Origin of the sequence: Hymenobacter sp. PAMC 26628 (assembly GCF_001562275.1) — a bacterium.
In the GTDB taxonomy this organism is placed as follows: Bacteria; Bacteroidota; Bacteroidia; order Cytophagales; family Hymenobacteraceae; genus Hymenobacter.
This window is the reverse complement of sequence record NZ_CP014304.1, coordinates 3,700,390-3,720,902: the sequence shown is the minus strand read 5'-3', so window position 1 is coordinate 3,720,902 and position 20,513 is coordinate 3,700,390. Positions and strand designations below refer to the sequence as shown.

11 protein-coding genes are annotated in these 20,513 nt (G+C 60.3%); 3 read left to right on the top strand and 8 right to left on the bottom strand.

Annotated elements, in window-relative coordinates; all coding sequences use genetic code 11:
* Nucleotides 1–29: 29 nt before the first annotated feature.
* Nucleotides 30–2,057 carry an OmpA family protein gene (locus AXW84_RS16155; RefSeq protein WP_082773941.1) on the bottom strand — a complete coding sequence of 676 codons (2,028 nt, stop codon included), beginning with the start codon at nt 2,055–2,057 and terminating at the stop codon, nt 30–32.
* A gap of 295 nt (nt 2,058–2,352) precedes the next feature.
* Here AXW84_RS16155 and lon point away from each other — a divergent pair, with 295 nt between their 5' ends.
* The 3 genes from lon (at nt 2,353) to hslU (ending at nt 7,427) form a co-directional block, all read left to right on the top strand.
* Entirely contained in the window at nt 2,353–4,779 is a 2,427-nt protein-coding gene (gene lon, locus AXW84_RS16150; protein ID WP_068239570.1) for an endopeptidase La, read from the top strand.
* Between the two features lie 97 nt (nt 4,780–4,876).
* Nucleotides 4,877–5,926 carry a type IX secretion system protein PorQ gene (gene porQ, locus AXW84_RS16145; protein WP_068235443.1) on the top strand — a complete coding sequence of 350 codons (1,050 nt, stop codon included), beginning with the start codon at nt 4,877–4,879 and terminating at the stop codon, nt 5,924–5,926.
* A 76-nt stretch (nt 5,927–6,002) separates the two neighbouring features.
* Nucleotides 6,003–7,427, top strand: a complete 1,425-nt coding sequence (hslU, locus tag AXW84_RS16140) for an ATP-dependent protease ATPase subunit HslU (RefSeq protein ID WP_068235440.1) — start codon at nt 6,003–6,005, stop codon at nt 7,425–7,427.
* A gap of 75 nt (nt 7,428–7,502) precedes the next feature.
* Here the strand turns inward: hslU and AXW84_RS16135 are convergent, their stop codons facing one another.
* The 7 genes from AXW84_RS16135 to prfB form a co-directional block, all read right to left on the bottom strand.
* On the bottom strand, nt 7,503–8,120 hold the full coding sequence (locus tag AXW84_RS16135) for a hypothetical protein (protein ID WP_068235437.1): 618 nt from the start codon (nt 8,118–8,120) through the stop codon (nt 7,503–7,505).
* Nucleotides 8,121–8,155: 35 nt separating this feature from the next.
* A complete protein-coding gene (locus AXW84_RS16130) occupies nt 8,156–9,664 on the bottom strand; it encodes a SusD/RagB family nutrient-binding outer membrane lipoprotein (protein WP_071891442.1) in 1,509 nt (502 codons plus the stop codon).
* A gap of 20 nt (nt 9,665–9,684) precedes the next feature.
* On the bottom strand, nt 9,685–12,840 hold the full coding sequence (locus tag AXW84_RS16125) for a SusC/RagA family TonB-linked outer membrane protein (protein WP_068239568.1): 3,156 nt from the start codon (nt 12,838–12,840) through the stop codon (nt 9,685–9,687).
* Nucleotides 12,841–13,282: 442 nt separating this feature from the next.
* Entirely contained in the window at nt 13,283–14,668 is a 1,386-nt protein-coding gene (locus AXW84_RS16120; protein ID WP_068235431.1) for a RagB/SusD family nutrient uptake outer membrane protein, read from the bottom strand.
* 20 nt (nt 14,669–14,688) lie between these two features.
* Nucleotides 14,689–17,877: a SusC/RagA family TonB-linked outer membrane protein gene (locus AXW84_RS16115; protein ID WP_157887072.1), complete on the bottom strand. Its 3,189-nt coding sequence runs from the start codon at nt 17,875–17,877 to the stop codon at nt 14,689–14,691.
* A gap of 514 nt (nt 17,878–18,391) precedes the next feature.
* On the bottom strand, nt 18,392–19,189 hold the full coding sequence (locus tag AXW84_RS16110; protein ID WP_068230369.1) for an IS5 family transposase: 798 nt from the start codon (nt 19,187–19,189) through the stop codon (nt 18,392–18,394).
* A 33-nt stretch (nt 19,190–19,222) separates the two neighbouring features.
* A protein-coding gene (prfB, locus tag AXW84_RS16105) for a peptide chain release factor 2 (protein WP_204248385.1) occupies nt 19,223–20,300 on the bottom strand; the annotation gives its coding sequence in 2 pieces (ribosomal slippage) (nt 19,223–20,248 and nt 20,250–20,300; 1,077 coding nt in all).
* Between the last annotated feature and the right edge of the window lie 213 nt (nt 20,301–20,513).

Below are 20,513 nucleotides of genomic sequence, written 5' to 3'. Positions count from 1 at the left end.
TGGTTGAATTTGGGGCTCCGGCCCCATTTTTATTTCCAGGCCCCGCCGGCCGGGGCGTCGCCTTCGGGCTTGAGGATGCGGAACTCCACGCGGCGGTTCACGCGGGCATCGGCCTCGTTGGCCTCGTCTTTCAACGGTTGGGAGCTGCCAAAGCCGCCGCTTTCGAGGCGGGCGGGCGCAATTTTGCCCCGGCGCTCAATATATCGGCGGATGGCTTCGGCACGGGCCTGCGACAGAAGGAGGTTGGCGTCGGGGTCGCCCTGGGCGTCGGTGTGGCCCGCGATGCTGAGGCGGTAGGTGGGGTGGTCGGCCAGGAAGGTGGTGAGCCGGTCGAGGGTGGAGTGCATGGCCGGCAGCACGTTGGCCTTGCCAGCCTCAAACTCGATGTTCTTGAACACCAGCGGCAGCTTGTAATTCAGGCTGTTCGTCAGCAGGCTCACTAAGGTGTCGCCCTTCAGCTCAAACTTCTTCTCGACGCTGAAAAAATCGGGGCTCTGGATGAGCAGCACGTAGTGCGAGCCCTCCATCAGCTCAAAGTCGAAGCTGCCGTCGGGGCGCAGGTACTTGCTGGCCACCTCCACGCCGTTGTCGGTATCAATCACGCTCACAATGCCTTGCAGCGGCTTGTTGCTCACGGAGTCGCGCAGGGTGCCGGCCACGGTGGTGGTGGCCAGCGGCTGGGCCTCCATCGGCAGCGGGAAGGAGTAGAGGTCGAGGTTGCCCACCTCCGTGGGCTCGGAGCGCGCGTAGTAGAGATTTTTGCTCTCGCGGTCGATGGTGAAGTAGTATTCGGGGCCCTTGCCGTTCACCAGGGGCCCGATGTTGCGCGGCTCCTGCCAGCGCCCTTGCACGCGGTAGGTTTTGTAGATGTCAAAGTCGCCGAAGTTCAGCAATTGCCCGCGCGAGCTGAAGTACAGCACGTGGTAGAGCGGGTGGTAGAAGGGGCTAACCTCGCTCTCGCGGGTGTTCACCACGGGCCCCAGGTTTTGGGCGGGGCCCCACTGGCCGTTCTTCTGGCGGGCGGTGAAGTAGATGTCGCTCGCCCCAAAACCACCCAGGCGGTCAGAGGCAAAGTACAGGGTGTCTTCGGTTTGCGACAGCGCGGGCTGCGAGTCCCAGGCCACCGAGTTCACGGCGGGGCCCAGGCTGCGGGGCACGCTCCACTGGCCGTCTTTGCTCAGCTTGGCCGTGTACAGGTCGCAGTTGCCGTGGCAGGTGGGGCACTCGCAGCGGGCAAAGTAGATGGTGCGCCCGTCCTTGCTAAAGCACGCCGAGCCCTCGTTGTAAGGCGAATTAATGGGTTTGGGCAGCGGCTCGGCGTCGGTCCAGCTCACGCCCTCGCGCCGCGAGGTATAGAGGTCTTCGTCGACGGTGCCGGCCAAACCCCGGCGCTTGCGCTTGCTGCTGAACAGCAGCAGCGAATCGCGCCCGGCCAGGGTGGGGCCGTAGTCGGGGGCCTTGCTGTTCACGGCGTCGCCCATGCTCGTGTACACGCCCTTGGGCGGGTGGAACGTATTGAGGTTTTTGCGGTACTCTACCAGGTTGTAGTACGTTTGCAGGGGCACGTACAAGGCGGTAGTTTTTTGCTCCAGCGAATCGTAATACAATTGCACTTTGGTAACATCCGTTTGGCAATGCTTTAGGGCCAGGCGGTAGTATGCTTTGGCTTTCACCAGCTGGCTGTCGCGCTCCAGCAGCTGGCCCATGCGCCAGAGCAGCCCGGTGCCGCGCCCGAAGTTTTCGGGTCCGAACCGCGCGATGTATTCTTCGAGCAGCAGCTGGGCCTGGTGGTAACGGTGGCGCTTTTCGGCGTGGGCAATGGCGCGCAGGGCTTTTTTATCTTCGTAGAAGCGGTACTGATTGAGGTACACAAAATCGGGGGTGCCGTCGGGGCGCAGGCGCAGCTGGCTGCTGGTGCGGCTGCCAAGGCCGCGCGCTTTATAGGCCCCCGGCGCAACAGCCGGGCGCGGCGCCTGGGCCCACGCGCCGGCCCCCAGGGCCAGGCCCCACGCAAAGACGAGCCACTGCAGCGCCCGCCGACAAAATATTACAGGCATGGCCCGGGTACGAAGAGTTGAATAGCGGATGCAAGTTGTTCAAAAAAATATAATTATCCGGGTAAGCGTCGCTTTGGCGGGCCCTGGGCTTTGGCACGGCGCTTGACCAGCCAGGGCCGCCGGCGGGTGTATCTTGTCGGCTGATTCTGTATGCGCGGCGGGCTGCCAATTTGGCACCCACGGCGCTTGTCCTTTGATTTCCTCTGCCATGCACCTGGCTTCTGTTTCTATCGCCGCCGCACGCCCCCACCGGCTGCGCGGCGAAGCCAATCCCCAACCCGAGGCCATTGCCATCATGGCCGCCGACCCCGACCACCTGCTCAACGGCGACGATGCGCCGGCCAAGCTGCCGCTGCTGCCCGTGCGCAACACCGTGCTGTTTCCGGGCGTGGTGCTGCCCGTCACCGTCACGCGCAAGAAAAGCGCCAAGCTGGTGCGCGCCATCTACGCCAGCGGCGACAAGCTGCTCGGCGTAGTGGCCCAGCGCAGCCCCGACGACGCCGAACCCACCGTGGCCGAGCTGCACCCCGTAGGCACGCTGGCCCGCATCCTTAAGCTCATCGACCAGCCCGATGGGCAGGTGACCATCATCATCCAGGGCCAGGTGCGCTTCGCCATTGAGGAGGAGCTAACCTACGCGCCCCGCCTCACGGCCCGGGTGCAGTACTTCGCCGAAACGTCGCTGAACGTGGACGTGCCCGCCGAATTTGCCCTGCTGCAAAGCCTGCGCGAAGCCGCCGGCAAAGTAGTGGAGCTGAGCCCCGAAATCCCGTCGGAGGCGCGCAGCATGCTCGAAGGCATCCAGTCGCCGGCCTTCCTCACGCATTTTCTGTGCTCGAACGTGCAGCTCGACCTGCCCGCCAAGCAGCGCCTGCTCGAGCTGAGTGACCCCGAGCAGCAGGCCCGCCAGTTGCTCGAAGCGCTGCTCAACCAAGTGGAGCTGCTCGAAATTAAGCAGGACATCCGCACCAAAACCCACACCGGCATCGACGCCCAGCAGCGCGAATACTTCCTGCGCCAGCAGCTCAAAACCTTGCAGGACGAGCTCGGCCAGGAGGGCCCCGACCAGGACATCGGCCGCTACCGTGACCGGGCCCTGACCAAAAAGTGGCCCGAGCCGGTGGCCCTGCACTTCGCCAAGGAGATGGAAAAGCTGGCCCGCACCAACCCCATGGCGCCCGACTTCTCGGTGATTTCCAACTACGTAGAGTTCCTGCTCGACTTGCCCTGGAACGAGTACACGAAGGACAAAATCAACCTCAAGCAAACCCGCAAAATCCTCGATGCCGACCACTTTGGCCTGGAAAAAGTAAAGGAGCGCATCCTTGAATACTTGGCCGTGCTCAAGCTGAAACAGGACTTGAAGTCGCCGATTCTGTGCCTGTACGGGCCCCCCGGCGTGGGCAAAACCTCCCTCGGGCGCAGCATTGCCACGGCCCTGGGCCGCAAGTACGTGCGCTTGAGCCTGGGCGGCGTGCGCGACGAGGCCGAAATCCGCGGGCACCGCAAAACCTACGTGGGGGCCATGCCGGGCCGCATCATCAACCAAATCAAGAAGGCCGGGGCCAGCAACCCGGTCATTATTCTCGATGAAATTGATAAGGTGAGCGCCGACTTCCGCGGCGACCCCAGCTCGGCCCTGCTCGAAGTGCTCGACCCGGAGCAAAACTCGACCTTCGTCGACAATTACCTGGAGGTGGAGTACGACCTGAGCAAGGTGCTGTTCATTGCCACCGCCAACTCACTCGACACCATCCAGCCGGCCCTGCGCGACCGGATGGAAATCATCGACCTGACCGGCTACACCCAGGAAGAGAAGGTGCAGATTGCCAAGAAGCACCTCTGGCCCAAGCAGCTGCGCGAGCACGGCCTGGGGCCCCAGGAAGTGAAGATCACCGATGCCGCGCTGCACCGCGTGGCCGACGACTACACCCGCGAAAGCGGTGTGCGCGGCCTGGAACGCAAGCTGGCCGCCGTGACGCGCAACCTCGCCCGCCGCAAGGCCGGCAAGGAGCTCATGCCCGCCGTGCTCGACCCCGCCGAGGTACGCAAAATCCTGGGCGGGGCTCTGTTCGACCGCGACATGTACCAGGACAACGACACGGCCGGCGTGGTAACGGGCCTGGCCTGGACGAGCGTGGGCGGCGACATCTTATTCGTGGAGAGCCTCTTGAGCCGCGGGCGCGGCAAGCTCACGCTCTCGGGCCAGCTCGGCGACGTAATGAAGGAATCAGCCATCACGGCCCTGAGCTTCCTGCGCAGCCGGGCCGACGAAATCGGCATCGACTACCGCTTGTTCGACCAGTACGACTTGCACATTCACTTCCCCGAGGGCGCCGTGCCCAAGGACGGGCCCAGCGCGGGCATCGCCATTTTCACCAGCATGGCCTCGGCCTTCACCCAGCGCAGGGTGCGCCCGCGCCTGGCCATGACGGGCGAAATCACCCTCCGTGGCAAGGTACTGCCGGTGGGCGGCATCAAGGAAAAGCTGCTGGCTGCCCGCCGCGCCGGCATGACGGACATCATCCTCTGTGCCAAGAACCGCAAGGATGTGGACGAAATAACGGCCGACTACCTTCAGGGCCTCCACATTCACTACGTCGACCGCGTGTCGGATGTGCTGGGCGTGGCCCTGCTTACCGAGTTGGTGCCGCATCCCCAAAAACTGCCCGTGCGTGACGAGCCCGTGGCCGCCCCGGGCCCCAGCGTGGAGGTGCAGTAGGGAAAAGAATTAAAAATTAAGAATGAAGAATTAAAAATGGCTCGTCGGCAGTGCTCTTTTCAATTTTTAATTCTTCATTTTTAATTTTTAATTCCCCATGAAGCACCTTTCCGCCCGCCGGCTCACCGGTTTTGCTTTCGGACTGGCGGGCCTGCTGGGGGCCCTGCCCGCCGCCGCCCAGCTCGGCGGGCGGTCGGTGCTGCCATTTCTGGACCTGCCGCCCGGGGCCCAGCTGGCGGCCTGGGGCGGCATGAACCCGTCGGCCCGTAGTGCCGACCCCACCATGCTCTTCGGCAACCCCGCGCTGCTGAACGCCGACATGGACCACCGCCTGGCCTTGAGCTACGTGGGCTACGTGGCCGACATCAAGCAGAGCACCGCCGCCTACGTCTTCAACACGGCCAAAGCCGGCCGCTTCGGCCTGGCCCTGACGTACGTGAACTACGCCGACCTGCCCAGCTACGACGCGGCCGGCAACAGCCTGGGCTCGTTCGTGGTGAGCGAGTACACGGCCGGCGTGAGCGACAGCTACACTAAGGGCAAGTTCACGTTTGGCCTCACCGCTAAGCTGGCCGTGTCGAGCATTGCCGGCAACCGCTCGCTGGCCGGCGTGGCCGACGCCGGCGTATTATATAAGCACCCCACGCAGGATTTTACGCTGGGCTTGGTGGCCAAAAACTTAGGTTACCAGTTCGTGCCCTACGACGGTACCGCCCGGGGCCCCCTGCCGCTCGACGTGCAGCTGGGCGCCACCGCTAAGCCCGCGCACATGCCGGTGCGCTTCTCGCTCACGGCCCACCACTTGCAGCAGTGGGACATCCAGTACCTCGACCCTGCGGCCACCACCCTCGACGCCAATGGCGTTGCCCAGGCCCCCACCAAAAGCTTCGGCGACAACCTGGCCCGGCACTTTACGGTGGGCGCGGCCTTGGTACTGAGCCAAAACTTGCAGCTGCGCGTGGGCTACAACCACCTTCAGCGCCGCGAGCTGCGCCTGGCCAATACCAGCGGCGGGGCCGGCCTCGCCTTCGGGGCCATGGTGGCCATCAGCGGCTTCCAGCTCGATTACACGTATGCTACCCTGCAAGCGTCGGGGGCAAGCAACTATTTTACCCTGGCGCGCGCTTTGGTTAAGAAGAAAGATTAGCCCGCGGGTTATAAAAACTACTCCCCGGGCCCCGGGGCGACGGCCGTTCGCCGGCCCGGGGCCCCATTCCTTGCCCATGCTTCAAGAACATTTCCTGACCCCGGCCCAGATCGTGGCCGAACTCGACAAGTACATCATCGGCCAGCACGAGGCCAAGCGCCACGTGGCCATTGCCCTGCGCAACCGCTGGCGCCGCCTGCACGCGCCAGCCGACATGCAGGCCGAAATCGTGCCCAACAATATCCTCATGATCGGGGCCACCGGCGTGGGCAAAACTGAAATAGCTCGCCGCCTGGCCCACCTCGCCGACGCCCCCTTCGTGAAGGTCGAAGCCAGCAAGTTCACCGAGGTAGGCTACGTGGGCCGCGACGTGGAAAGCATGGTGCGCGACCTGGCCGAGCAAAGCGTGAACCGCGTGCGCCAGCGCCGCCAGGAGGCTGTGAAGGCCCAGGCCGCCCAGGCCGTGGAAGACGCAATTCTCGACGCCCTCATCCCGCCGCTCAAGGCCCCCGCCAAGGACGGCGGCGCGGCGCGCGCGAACGTGGGCTTCAGCGGCAGCAGCGAAAACATCGTGGGCGACGCCCTGCCCACTTCCGACCAGGAGCTGAACGAGCGCACCCGCGAGCGGTTCCGCCAGAAAATTCGCAACGGCGAAATGGAAGACCGCCACATCGAAATCCAGGTGGCGCAAGGCGGGCCCAACGTGGGCATCATGGGGGCCCCGGGCATGGACGAGGCTGCTCTGTCAGGCTTGCAGGAAATGCTGGGCAACATGCTGCCCAAAAAGTCGCGCAAGCGCAAAGTGACCGTGGCCGAGGCCCGCAAAGTCCTCCTCGAAGAGGAAGCGGCTAAGCTCATCGACATGGACGAGGTAAAGGAGGAAGCCATCCGCCAGGCTGAAAATGCCGGCATCATCTTCATCGACGAAATTGACAAGGTGGCCACCAGCGGCGGCGGCAAGAACGGGGGGCCCGACGTGAGCCGCCAAGGCGTGCAGCGCGACCTGCTGCCCATCGTGGAGGGCTCGGCCGTAAGCACCAAGTACGGCATCGTCAATACCGACCACATCTTGTTCATCGCCGCCGGCGCGTTTCACGTCAGCAAGCCCAGCGACCTGATTCCCGAGCTGCAAGGCCGCTTCCCCATCCGCGTTGAGCTGCAAAGCCTGACCAAAGACGACTTCTACCGCATCCTCAAAGACCCCAAGAATGCCCTCACCAAGCAATACGAGGCCTTGCTCAAAGCCGAGGAAGTGGAGCTGACCTTCGACGATGCTGCCCTGGAGCGCGTGGCCCAAATCGCCTTCGAAGTGAATGCTGAAGTAGAAAACATCGGGGCCCGCCGCCTGCACACCGTCATGAGCCGCCTGCTCAACGACCTGCTCTTCGACGTGCCCGATAAAATAGGGCCCCACGCCCACATCCAAATCACCGCTGCACTGGTAGAGGAGCGCCTGGCCAGCATGGTGAAAAACCGCGACTTGAGCCAGTATATCCTCTGATTTTCCCGCCTTGGGGCCCCACAAAAAAGACCCGGCCTGTGCAGGCCGGGTCTTTTTTGTGGGGGGGCTTTGCGCTTATTGCACCAGCCGCACGTCTACCTCGGTCGGAATCAGCGTCTGGCCGTCTTCCAGCGTGATCAAGAAGAAGAAACGAAGCTGGTTAGGGGCCTGGGGGTTCTTGTTGGGCGTGAGCGACCCCAGGCGACCCGTTGGTATGCCCGAGAAGGTGAAGGCCGCGGCTTTGGTGGCGCTGGCCGGCAGCGTAGCAAAAGCCGCGATGAGGCGGGTCCGATAGTCGCGCACGGCGGTGAGGCTAGAGGTGAACGTGATGGTGTTGGTGCCGCTACCGGCCACCGCCGTGGTCAGGTAATTGGGGTAGCGTGCGTCTTGCAAGTACTCGACGCCGCCGTTGCCGGTTGCCACTTTCGTGATTTCCTTGATTTTGCCCTTATCGGCCGGAATGCTGAAAGCAATGGAAAACGTACCCGTCGAGTTGAGGCTGCCGCTGGCCGTGTCCACCTTGGTAGTGACGACCGGGAAACGCTCAAAAAACTCCTGGTTGGTGACCGTGACCGGAATGGCGGCCACGCTGTCCTGCAGGGGCCCTAACTGGTTGCCGTAGTCCTTTTTGCAGGCCGAAAAACCAGCGGCCAGGAGTGCCAAAGCCAAAATATTGATAGCTATTTTTTTCATGGAGCGAAGCAAATGAGTGTGGTTGAACTTCCCCGTTATTTAGAAGCCCACCAAACATCGGTGGTGATGACGGCGGCCGGGATGTTGGCGCCATTGCCCGCAATTTCGGACGGCGGGTACAGCAGGCGCCGCGGGATGTTCGGGGTCACCGATACGTTTAGGGCCGGTTGTAGCTTGGGGTAGCCAGTGCGGCGGTAGTCGTTGTAAGCTTCATAGCCGTTGCCCACCCACGCCATCCACTTCTGGCGAATAATTTGGCCAATTTTGTGGCCGTCGCTGCCGCTCAAGGTCACAATGCCGGGGTTGGCGGCAAAATAAGCATCAATTTCGGTCGTCGTCAGCCCGGTTTCCTCCATTGCCCGCCGGATGCCTTCCTGGTACAGCAAGTTGGCGTTGCCGTTCGTTTTTAGCCGGATGGCCGACTCAGCTAAAATAAAGGCCCGCTGGAAATTGGTGAGCAGGCGCACGGCCCCTTCGCCGGCGTTGCCCAGCACGTAGGTGCTATATACCGAACGGTCGGCCCGGCCGGGCGGAACGGTGGTGTTACCGTTCTCGAAGCCCGTGAATTTGCCGAATGTAGTGGTATGGGTCGGCGAGGCGTTGTTGGGCGTAGTCGTGAAGTACTTGGGCAGGCGCGGGTCCTTGTATGCCACCAGCGAGTCCAGGAAGCGCGTACTGGCCATCTGGTCGTCGGGCCGGTTCGTGATGTTGTAGGAGTAAAACGGGTTGGTGTTGCCAACCGCCGCGCCGAAGGGAACGGCGAAATCATCGGCGTTGGCAGCAATGGCCGCGCTGCCTAGGGTGGCGCTCCCGCTGGGGTCTTTCGCCAGCACTTCGTTGATGACCTTCGTGGCCAGCGCGGGGTCCTTCACGCTCACGGTATTGGCAAATTTCAGCAGCAGCATGTTGCCCATTTTGCGCCACTTTGCCAAGCTGCCTTTGTACACAAAGTCGTCGGCGCCGGGCGTCAGCACGCTGGTTTTATCCAGGTCGGCCAAGCCTTCGCGCACCAAATCAAACAGGCTTTGCACGTTGGTTGCGCCTTCGTAGATGTCCTGCTGCTTGTCAAACTGGGGCTGAATGTTGCCCAGGCCCTGCAACGCCTGCGAGTAGGGGACGTCGCCCCACAAATCGGTCGCCACCGCGAAGTTGTACGCCTTGATCAACTTCGCGATGCCCGAATAGGCCGGGCTGGTGCCCTGAGTGCTGGCAATCAAGGTTTGGGCCCCAATCAGGTTGTTGCCGTACAGGTCGCCGCGCCACTCGTTGTCGTAGTTGCCGTTGATGACGTAGCGGTCTTCGGTGGCGGGCTGGTTGGCAATGCCTGCGTAGTGCTGTACAAACAGGTCGGCGTCGCGGCCCAGGGTGTTGGTCACTACGAACGCCGTACCGATGGTGATGGTTGGCAGCTGCACGCTGGGCTGCACAGCCGTGGGGTTGTTGGGGCTGGCGTTTACATCCAAAAAACTATTGGGGGAGCAGCTGCCAACCAGAACGGCAGCGGCTACGAGCGCCGAATACCGGAAGATAGATAAGTTCTTCATTTGTACGTGTTATGATTGCTTTACAGGGTGAACCGCAGGTAGGCGCCGTAGCTGCGCACGCTCGGGGGGCCCTGTAAGTCGAGCCCGCGGATGTTACCCGCGCCCTGGGTGTTCACTTCCGGGAAGAAGTTAGCGTTGGGGGCATAATAGAGCAGGTTGCGGCCCGAGATGGAGAACGATACGTTGCCAAACGGCGTGTGCTCCAGCAGTCCCTTGGGTAGCGCGTACCCCAGCGAGACTTCGCGTAGGGTATAGTGGGTGCCATCAAAGATGGCCAGGTCGCTCTGCAGGCCTTGGTTGCTCCAGTAGTTCTGGGCATCTACCTGGATATTATTAGGCGTGTAGGTCGCGCTGCCATCGGCCGCCACGCCCTGAATCACGCCCGGGATGACGCGCGGCATGTTGCGGTCAACGCCGGTTTCCTTTAGCATGCCCGCCGACTTGTAGGCGGCTTGCGTGAACGACAGGATGTCGCCGCCCACAATGGCATCTACCAAGAAAGAGAAATTGAGCCCTTTGTAGGCCAAGGTGTTAGTAATGCCTCCTTGCCAGTTCACGTTCGGGTTGGCCGTCACCTGCGCGCTCAGCTCCGGCACCCACAAGCCCGTTTTACCGTTGATCAGGTACTGGCCGTCGGGGGCAGTGGCCTTCTTTTGGCCTAAAATAACCCCGTAGGGCTGGCCCACCACGTACGACGGCACCGACCCGATGAACGAGTTGCCGGCAATCGACGAACTCGTCACGCCGGGGTAAATGTCCACCACCAGGTTGCGCAGGCGGGTGTAGTTGGCCGTAACGTCCCAGGTAAAGCCCGAGGCACTCTTAACCGGCCGGATGTTGGCCAGTAGCTCAATGCCTTTGTTGGTGAGCTTCCCGGCATTGGTTATGAAGCTGCTATAGCCCGTGGTACCGGGCAGCGTTACTTGCAAAATTTGGTTGGAGCTAACCGTGCTGAAGTAGGTAGCGTCCAAGGTGACGCGGTTGTTGAAGAAGCCCAGGTTCAGGCCCACCTCGCCCGACTTGGTAAACTCGGGCTTCAGCACGTCGCCCCCGCCAATGGACGTACTGGGCTTAAAGCCCACCACCCCGTTAAAGGGAAAAGTCACGTTGGCGACGTTGTTGCCTTGGCCGGCCGAAACGTAGTAAGATTCCAGCACGTACGGATCGGCATCGCGGCCCACGCGGGCCACGTTCGCCCGAATTTTGCCGTAGGAGAAGAAGCGCGAATCGATGTGAAAGGCATCCGTAAACACGAAGCCGGCCGACACGGACGGGTACAAGTAGGTGTTGTTGTTTTTGGGTAGGGTAGAGGACTGGTCCACGCGCGCCGTTGCTTCCAAAAACAAGAAGTTGTTGTAGGCCAGCGAAAGGTCGGCGTAGTAGCCCAGCAAGCGCCGAACCGTCGAAATTTCGCCACTGCCCGTAAAGTTGGCCGCGTTGATGGTGTTGTAAAAGCCGGGCTGCGAAAGCGTCGCGGCCGATACGTACTGCTCGTTGCGCCGACGCTGATTCACCTGCTGGCCAACCAACAGGTTGGCGTTCAGCTTGTCAAAAAAGAGGTTATCCTTCTTCGCGTTGATCAGCAGGTCGCCCGTGAACTCCGCGTACTGGATGTTGTCTTGGAAAATTAGACCGGTCGGGTTGCGGTTCGAGCTGATGGCCGCAATCTGTTTCCGGCGGTCGGTGTAGGCGTCCAAGCCGGCCCGGTACGTAACGCTCAGCCAGGGCAAGAAGTCGTAGCCTACGCTGGCCACGTTAATAAAACGGGTGACGTTACTGGATGTGTTGGTATTCAGTAGGTTCCAGTTCGGGTTGTCGCGCCCTGGAAAGAACAGGTTGGCCCCCGTAACCGTCTGGTAGGGCTGGCCTTGCAAGTCATAGCTTCGCGGCACGGCCGACAAGGTGCCGAATGCACTGGCCCCATTGCCCGTTTGGGGCGCCAACTGGTCGGTTTGAGAGAAATTGACCGAACCCGTAAGCCGGATCTTGTTCTGCAAAGTGGTGCCACCGCCCAACTGAACGTTGGTACGATTCAACGTCGACGATTCGGTTAGCCCTTTCTGGTGCGTGTTGTTGACGTTGAGCGAAAAGTTGGACGTTCCGTTGTTGCCCGCCAGTTGAACGCCGTTCGTCAGCAGTACACCCCGCTTGAAAAAGTTGCGAATGTTATCCGGGTACGCTTGGTAAGGCAGGAACGAGTTATCGGCTAGTAACAGGCCGTTGGGGCGGGTAGGGCCCGTGCCGAAAGCCGGGCCCCAGGAATTGACGCTGCCCGTGTAGATATTGCCCGCGCCGTTGAGGGTGGTATTTACTCCGCCGGTGCCCTGGCCGTAGCCGTTCTGAAACTCGGGCAAGCCGAGCACACTCTGGAAGTTGAGGCCCGACGTAACGTTGACCTCCAGCTTCCGTGTGACGTTTGCGCCTGACTTGGTGGTAATCAAAATGGCCCCCGAAGAAGCCCGCGACCCGTACAGCGCCGCCGCCGCGGGGCCCTTCAAAATGCTGATGCTGGCCACGTTCTCCGGGTCGATGTCGGCGGCCCGGTTGGAGGTTTGGGCCCCGTACAGCGTGCCAGCAGCGCCCCCGTTGGTGCGGTCAGCGTCGTTGCTGATCGGGATGCCGTCCACCACGAACAACGGCTGGTTGCTGCTTCCTAAAGAGGTGATGCCACGGATGTTGATGTTTGTAGAGGAGCCCGCCAAGCCGCTGGCTCCCGTGATGTTGACCCCCGAAACCTTGCCTTGCAAGGCGTTCACTACGTTGGGCTCTGATTTCTGGGCTACTTCGCCACCCTTTATCTCTTGGGTGGCATAGCCCAGGGTGCGCTTATCCTTCTCGATGCCAAGGGCCGTTACCACCACTTCACTCAGTTCCTTCACGTCGGCAACCAAACTCACATTGAACTTGGTTTCGCTGCCGATGATGCGCTGCTGCGGTATATAGCCCACCGAACTAAACATCAAGGTCCCGTCGGTACTGGGTATGGTCAGGCTAAATCCACCATCCGCATTAGTCGAGCCACCGTTGGTAGTGCCTTTCAGCAGTACCGTAACCCCAGGCAAACCTTCGCCCGACTTCTGGTCCGTCACCTTTCCCGACACCACCCTATTTTGGGCTGCAACGTGCTGAAAAAAGGTGATTACGAGCATTAAGCTCATGAGTAACATTTTTTTCATGTACGCAAAAGAGTTTTTTGCCCGCTTGGGCAAGTGAAAAATTGGATTTAGTAGATGATATGCCGTTCAAAAGGTAATGATTTAGAATGGAAGAAAATAAATTATGTATTAGTTAATTGGATTTTTTTGACCAATAGTAAAATGACGTATCTCACAAAATCCTCTTTACCAGCTATTTGACAATTTTACTGTTCTTTCTGCTATTAGTGGTATCGGTACAGAAGAGTAGTGCATTAGGTCGTAATAAACCTAGTTACATATACAATAGGGCCCCACGCTCACGTCCGGATCACGGCGGATCTGGTCGATGAGCATCTGGCCAGCATGGTGAAAAACCGCAACCTGAGCCAGTGCATTCTCTGAGGTCTCATCGGATTGCATTGCACAAAAAAGCCCAGGCCAACTTGGCCTGGGCTTTTTTGTGCAATGGTTTTGCTGAAAATTAGTACTGTGGGTTCTGCGCAATCAGCCCGTTGGTGACGTTGATTTCGCGCACTGGAATCGGGAATAGGTTGCGGTAGGTCTGGTTCCAGGCGTTGGCTGCGGCCGGGGGGGCCGTGCCCAAGGTCGATTGCACGGTGTTGGTGCGGCGCAGGTCGAACCAGTAGTTGCCCTCGTAAGCTAGTTCCAAGCGGCGCTGCAACAGGATATCGGTAATCAAGTCCGAAGCCGTTGTAGCCGTGGTTGGGGCCAGGCCGGCCCGGGTGCGGATGACGTTGAGTTGCAGCGCTGCTGTGGCCAGGTCGCCGGTTTGGGCAGCAGCTTCGGCCAAAGTAAGCACTACCTCAGCGTAGCGCACCACGTTGAAGGGGTCGTCGCGGGTAGCGGTGCGGGTGTATTTGAGCGTGGTGCCCGCAGGCGCAGTAGCTACGTTGACGGCCAAGCGGCGGTCGCCGGCCGGGTGCGCCGCGGCAAAGCCTGTGCCCGGGTCAAATTCGTTCCGTCCGCCCGGGGCAGGGTACCAGTAAAAAGCAAACAGGTTCTGGTCTGTGTTCGAAAACACCAGTTGCCAGAGGGCATCGGGCGTTGTGACGCCCGTGGCTGCCGCCGTGGCAAACCCAGCCGTGGCGGGCACCTGCTTGGCAAACGACAGGGCATCGGCGTAGTTGCGCATCCGCAGTTCGAAGCGAGCCCGCAGGGCCAGGGCCGAGTTTTTGGTAACGCGGTTGCCAGTGCCGGCCGCCAAGTTGGCGATGGCGAAATCCAGGTCGGCCCGGATGGCCGCGGCTACCTGGGCCTCGGTTGAGCGGGGAATGGCATCGGTTTCCGGGCCAACGGCCGTGGTTGGCGTGAGGCGCAGCGGCACCCCGAGACCCCCGTCGTAGCCGTAGCCTTGGGGGCTGCCGCCCCACAAGGCCAGCAGGTTCATGTAGTGGTAGGCCCGCAACGCCCGCGCCTGGGCCTGAGTAGCCAGCTTCGGAAACGCGGGGTCAGTAATCTTATCGCTTTGTTGGAGCAGGTAGTTGGCGCGGTTGATGGCGGTGTAAATGGCGTTCCAGGTGTTGCCTACCTGCACGTTATCCGCTGAAGTCTGGTTCTGGTTTATCAGGCCAAAAGTGGTGTTAAACGTGCCCACTTCCCGGATTTCTCGGGCCAGCAAGTCAACCGTTGACGGGAAGCCTACACCGTCGTAATCAACGTTTTGCACGGCATCGTAGCAGCCAAGCAAGCCAGCGGCGGCATCTTCCTTGGTGCTGTAGCCAGCAGTTGAGCTCACACTGTTCGACGGCTGAACGTTGACCGCTTTGTCGCACGCACCCACGGTTAGCCCCAGGCTCAGTAGCAGGGCCGAGCGGGTGGCGAGCTGGCGAAAATTAGTTATATGCATGGTTGAGAAGAAGCAAAAGGTTAGAACCCAAGCGTAACGCCGCCGGTGATGGTACGCGCCTGAGGATAGGTGAAGAAGTCCGTGCCAAGCACGGTGTTTCCCGAATTGTTTGTTGCGCTTACCGTGTTCGCGGTGCTAACCTCGGGGTCGAGGCCCGTGTATTTGGTGAAGGTCACCAGGTTCTGCGACTGCACGTAGATGCGCACGGTGCGCAGGTGGGCGCGGGTAGCCAAGGCCGAAGGCAGAGAATAGCCTAGGGTCAGGCTTTTCAGGCGCAGGTACGAACCGTCCTCCAGGAACCGGTCCGAAGTCCGGGCGTTGTTATTGGGGTCGTTGTACACGGCCCGCGGCATGTCGGTGTCGGTGTTGGTAGGCGTCCACCGGTTCAGCACCGCCACGTCCTGGCCGTACACGCTGCTCATGCCCTGGGTGTAGGCCCGCGGGTTGTTGTACACTTTGTTGCCCACGTTGTATTGCAGGAAGGCGCTAAGGTCGAAATTCATGAAGCGGAACGTGTTGGTGATGCCGCCGTAATACTTCGGCTGGGCATTGCCCATGATTTCCTGGTCGGCAGCAGTTATGCGGCCATCCCCGTTCAGGTCTTTAAACTTGATGTCGCCGGGCCGGGTGCTGGGGGACTGGTAGGCACCGGTAGTCGAGGCGGCGTTCAGCGCGTTGATTTCCTCCTGGGTCTGGAAGATGTGGTCCACGCGGTAGCCGTAAAACGCCCCCAGGGGCTGGCCCACGATGAGGCGGCTGGCGAAGCCCGTTGCAATGCCCAGCGGATTGGGGTCCGACAACAGCGTCACCAAGTTGCGGTTGAAGCTGATGTTGAAGTTGGTTTCCCAGTTGAAGCCGGTGCCCTCGTTACGGAAGTTGATGGTCGTCAGCGCGAACTCGAGGCCTTTGTTCTCGATGTTGCCCACGTTGGCGCTGTAGCTCAGAAAGCCGGTGTCGGACGGAAGGTTCTGCGCGAGTAAGAGGGCGTCGGTCTTGCGCTGGTACACGTCGGCCGAAACATAAAGGCGGTTCTGGAAGAGGCCGAAGTCCACGCCTATGTTGGTCTGGCGCGTCCGCTCCCATTTCAGGTTGGGGTTGGCCAGCTGCGACAACGACAGGCCGCCCTGGTCGAGGTAGTTGCGGCCGGGGCTGATGAGGCCGCGCGAGCTAAAGTCGCCGAGGGCCTGGTTGCCGGTTTCGCCGTAGCTGCCCCGCAGCTTCAATTCGCTCAGGGTAGTCTGGTCCTTGAGGAAGCCTTCCTCAATTACGCGCCAACCGGCAGATACCGCCGGGAAGTAGCCCACCTGGTTATCGGCCCCGAAGGTAGAAGACTGGTCGCGGCGCACCGACGCGCCGAGCAGGTAACGGCCCTTGTAGGCGTAATCTACCTTGGCCAACACACCAAACAGGGCCCGGCCAGTGGAAGAGGAAGTGGCGTTCGTCTTGGTAGCGCCCGCCGAAAGTTCGCGGATGGCATTGCTGGGGAAGCCCGTTACTTCGGTAAAGATGTCGCTTTCGGAATTGCGCTGGTACTCGGCCACAGCCAAAGCGCTCAGGCTGTGGTCGGTGCCAAAAGTTTTGTTGTAGTTGAGTGAGCTGATGTGGTTGTAGTTCAGGTTTTGTATGGTGGCCGCAGTGGCATCGCCGCGCACGGCGGCCCCGGCGTTTGTCAGGGTTGACAGGAAAACGTCGTCGCGCCCGTAAGTGTAATCGATGCCGAACGTGGCCCGGTACTTCAGGTTTTTGATCAGCTCAAACTCGGTGTACTGGCTGCCAATCAAGCGGCTGTTCGTGGATTTGAAGTAGGGCTCTTTGCCCGCCGCCACGGGGTTTTCCAGCGAGCCGTTTTTGTAGTAGGTACCGTCCGCGTTGTAGATGGGCAAATCGCTGGGGTACAGACGAGCCGTCGTCAGCACGCCGTAGATGTTGTTGTCGTTGTTAATGCGGTTGTTAACACTTTGGCTCAGGCCAATGGAGACCCCCATCCGGATTTTTTCCGACAATTTATTATCCACCGACAAGCGGGCGCTGCCCCGGGTGTAGCCCGAGCCAATGAATGTGCCCTGCTGGTCGAAGTAGTTTAGCGCCAAGCGATAACGGCTGGCATCCGAACCGCCCGAAAAAGTAAGGCCGTAGTTGCTGATAGGGGCCGTGCGCAGTACCTCTTTGGTCCAGTCGGTGCTGGTAGACGTGGTGGGGTTCTGGAACTGGCTCAGGGGCCGGATGGGGCCGGCGTCCACGTACTGGGCCAAGCCGTTCACGACGGTCGCATCGCCGGGACCGTAGATGTAGGCGGCCAGGTCGGCGTTGCTGCGAAATACGTACCGAGCATTAGGAGGACCAAAATCAGTAGGGTAGTTACCGGCCGCGTTGGCCGGATACGCGCCCGCGGCGGCGTCCAGAAACAGCTGGGTTTGCTGAGCCCCGTTCAGCACCTGGGGGCGCTTCCACACCGATTGGGCCCCGGTGTAGTAGTCGAGGTCAACGCGGGCCTTGCCCGACTTGCCCCGCTTGGTGGTGATGAGCACCACACCGTTCGAGCCCCGCGAGCCGTAGATAGCCGCCGAAGCCGCATCTTTCAGCACTTCGATGGATTCAATATCGTTGGGGTTGAGGTCATTCAGGCCGTTGGTCAGCTGGCCGCCCGCGCCTACCTGAGTCGTACTGCCGGTAATTACGGGCAGGCCATCCACCACGTACAGCGGCTCGTTGCTGGCCCCAATGGAAGCCGCGCCGCGCACACGCACGCTGATGCCGCCGCCAGGAGTGCCCGAGCTTTGGGTTACTTGCACGCCAGCCGCCCGGCCTTGCAAAGCCTGGTCAACGCCAATGATGGGCTGGTCTTTGTAATCGGCCGAGTTTACTGTGGAAACGGCGCCTTTTACTTCACGGCGGTTTTGCTGGGTACCATAGCCCATCACCACAATTTCGTTCAATTGCTTGGTATCGGTGGCCATGGCCACCGACATCACAGCCGAACTGCCAATGGGTTGGTCTTGGGTGACGAAGCCCACGGAGCTGAACGTCAGCGTACCACCGCTGGCGGGCACACCCAGGGTAAAGCCGCCATCGGCGTTGGTTGATACACCGGTGGTGGTGCCTTTCAGCAGCACCGTTACGCCTGGCAGGCCGCCACCGTTAGTCTGGTCGATTACTCTACCCGAGATGGTCCGCGTCTGGGCCATTACTTGGTGGAAGAGGGTGAACATGAGCACCAAGCTCATGAGTAATATTTTTTCATAAGTAATGAAAAAAGATGTGAAGAAGTGAAGTAATGGTGGTCTTTAAGTCAAAAAATTATTACGTCGGCTAAAAGTATGGTGAATGAATGAGGAAAAAAAACTTTATTTTATCTTAACGAATAGTATTTTATCTAATTAAAATTAGAGTATATGATAAATCATATGAGCGGAAAATATTTGGATATGTAAACATTAAGCTTAATAGTTAAAGATGCTATGATACATAAATTGCCAGAAATGCTACAAAAACAGGTTGTTGAAAATAAACGATTGTCGCTTGGTACATTTTGTTTTAAGCCCAGCTAGTATTATGGTTTCGTGCTGGCCTGTAGTTCACGTGTTTGTCTTCGTCGCTTGCGGCTCCGTTGGAAAAGCGACCGCCAACTGCTAAATGCGAAGCCCGCCGGGGCTGGTGGCCTCCTTTAGGGCCCCAGCCCCGGCGGGCTTGCTTTAGTGAGAGCTATAGCGCCCCTAGAGCCTGTTATGTACTTGAAGCGTGTCGGGCGAGCATAATACAGGCAAAAACGACAAAATGAAGCTGCTGTAAGGTCTGACTCAAGCGCTCGTGGTCGCGGGCCAGCCGCCGAAAGCGGCTGCACCAGGCAAAGCTGCGTTCGACCACCCACCGGCGGGGCAATAATACAAAACCAGTCTGCCCTTCTGGTTTCATAATTACTTGCAAGTCAATGTCATGCACCGCCGCTTCGTACTCCGGGTCCTCCCCCGTATACCCCTGGTCGCCGAAGCTGACCTCGACCGTTTGACCCGTCACTTCCTGCACCTGCCGACATAGCTCGCCCACCTGCGCCCGCTCCTGCTCATTAGCCGGGGTGACGACCACGCTCAGCAGGTGGCCCAGCGTATCCACGGCGATGTGCGCTTTACTTCCCTTGCGCCGTTTGGCTCCGTCATAGCCCGCCCGGTGTCCACTCTCAGGCGTGCTTTGCAGCGTGCGCCCGTCAAAAATGACGGCCGTGGGTGTAGCTGCCCGGCCCAGTAACATTCGCTGCAACTCATTCAAGTCGTGTACGATACGTTCGAATACGCGGGCGTCCCGCCAGCGCTCCCATTGCTGGTACACGGCCGCCCAGGGCGGCAGGTCGTGGGGCAGGTAACGCCAGGGGCAACCTGTGTGGGCCAGATAGCGCAAGCCATTAAAGAGGGCGCGCAACGGGTGTTCCCGTTGGGGCGCATCTTCACGCATCAAGCACAGGTAGGGGCACACAAATGCCCATTCATCGTCCGAAATATCACTGGGGTAACACCGCGTTGTCGCCATACCCCAAATTTAACCCTCAGTACAGAACAGCCTCTAGTGCTGCATCAGGAAACCTTTGATATACTCGTCCAGGTCGCCGTCCAGCACGTTTTGTACGTCGGTGCGCTCGATGCCGGTGCGCAGGTCCTTGATGAGCTTGTACGGGTGCAGCACGTAGTTGCGGATTTGGGAGCCGAAGTCGATGCGCTTTTTAGTGGCTTCTATCTTATCGCGCTCGGCGTGGCGCTTGTCCATCTCCACTTGGTAGAGGCGCGAGCGGAGCATGCGCAGGGCGTGCTCCTTGTTCATGAGTTGGCTGCGTTCGATTTGCACGGCGATGACGATGCCCGACGGCGCGTGGGTGAGGCGCACGGCGGTTTCGACCTTGTTCACGTTCTGGCCGCCCGCGCCGCCGGCCCGGAACGTGTCCCAGGAGATATCGGCGGGATTGATGTCAATGACAATCGTGTCGTCGACCACCGGGTAGGCAAACACCGACGCGAACGAAGTGTGCCGCCGGCCGCTGCTGTCGAACGGCGACATGCGCACGAGGCGGTGCACGCCAATCTCGCTCTTGAGGTAGCCATAGGCAAAGGGTCCGTCGATTTCCAGCGAGGCCGACTTGATGCCCGCGCCCTCGCCGGGCTGGTAGCTGAGCTGGCGCACGCCGAAGCCGTGGCGCTCGCCCCACATGATGTACATGCGCATGAGCATCTCGGCCCAGTCCTGGCTTTCGGTGCCGCCCGCTCCGGGGTTAATTTCGATGACGGCCGGCAACTGGTCTTCTTCGTTGGAGAGCATCCGCTTGAATTCTAGGGCCTCCACTTTCTGCTGGGCCCCGTCAAATTCGGCTTGGAGCTCTGCTTCGGTTGCCTCGCCTTCCTTGTAAAAGTCGAAGAGCACTTCCACATCGGCCACGGCTTGCTGCACGGCCTCGAAGTCGTCGGTCCAGGTTTTGATGGCCTTGATTTCGCGGAGCTTGGTTTCGGCCGCCTTGGAGTCGTCCCAGAAGTCGGGAGCCAGGGTTTCGGCCTCGGCCGCGGTCACTTGGTTTTTGCGGGTATCGTAGTCAAAGATACCTCCTTAGGGCCTCGGCGCGGCCCTTCAAGTCCCGCACGTGGTCTTGAGTCATTCTTAGGAGTGTTGAATGGGATGGGTGGAGTTGGAACGGGCAAAGGTCCGCAAAAAAAGGCGGCCGGCCCGTTGCGGGACCGGCTGCCTTTTTTTGCATTGCCGAAATCAGGCGGTTATGCTCGTCTGGCGTCCGCGCAGCCGAAGCATCTCTACTGCTCAACTAATTATGATTACTGCCGCGGTAGAGATGCTTCGGCAAGCTCAGCATGAC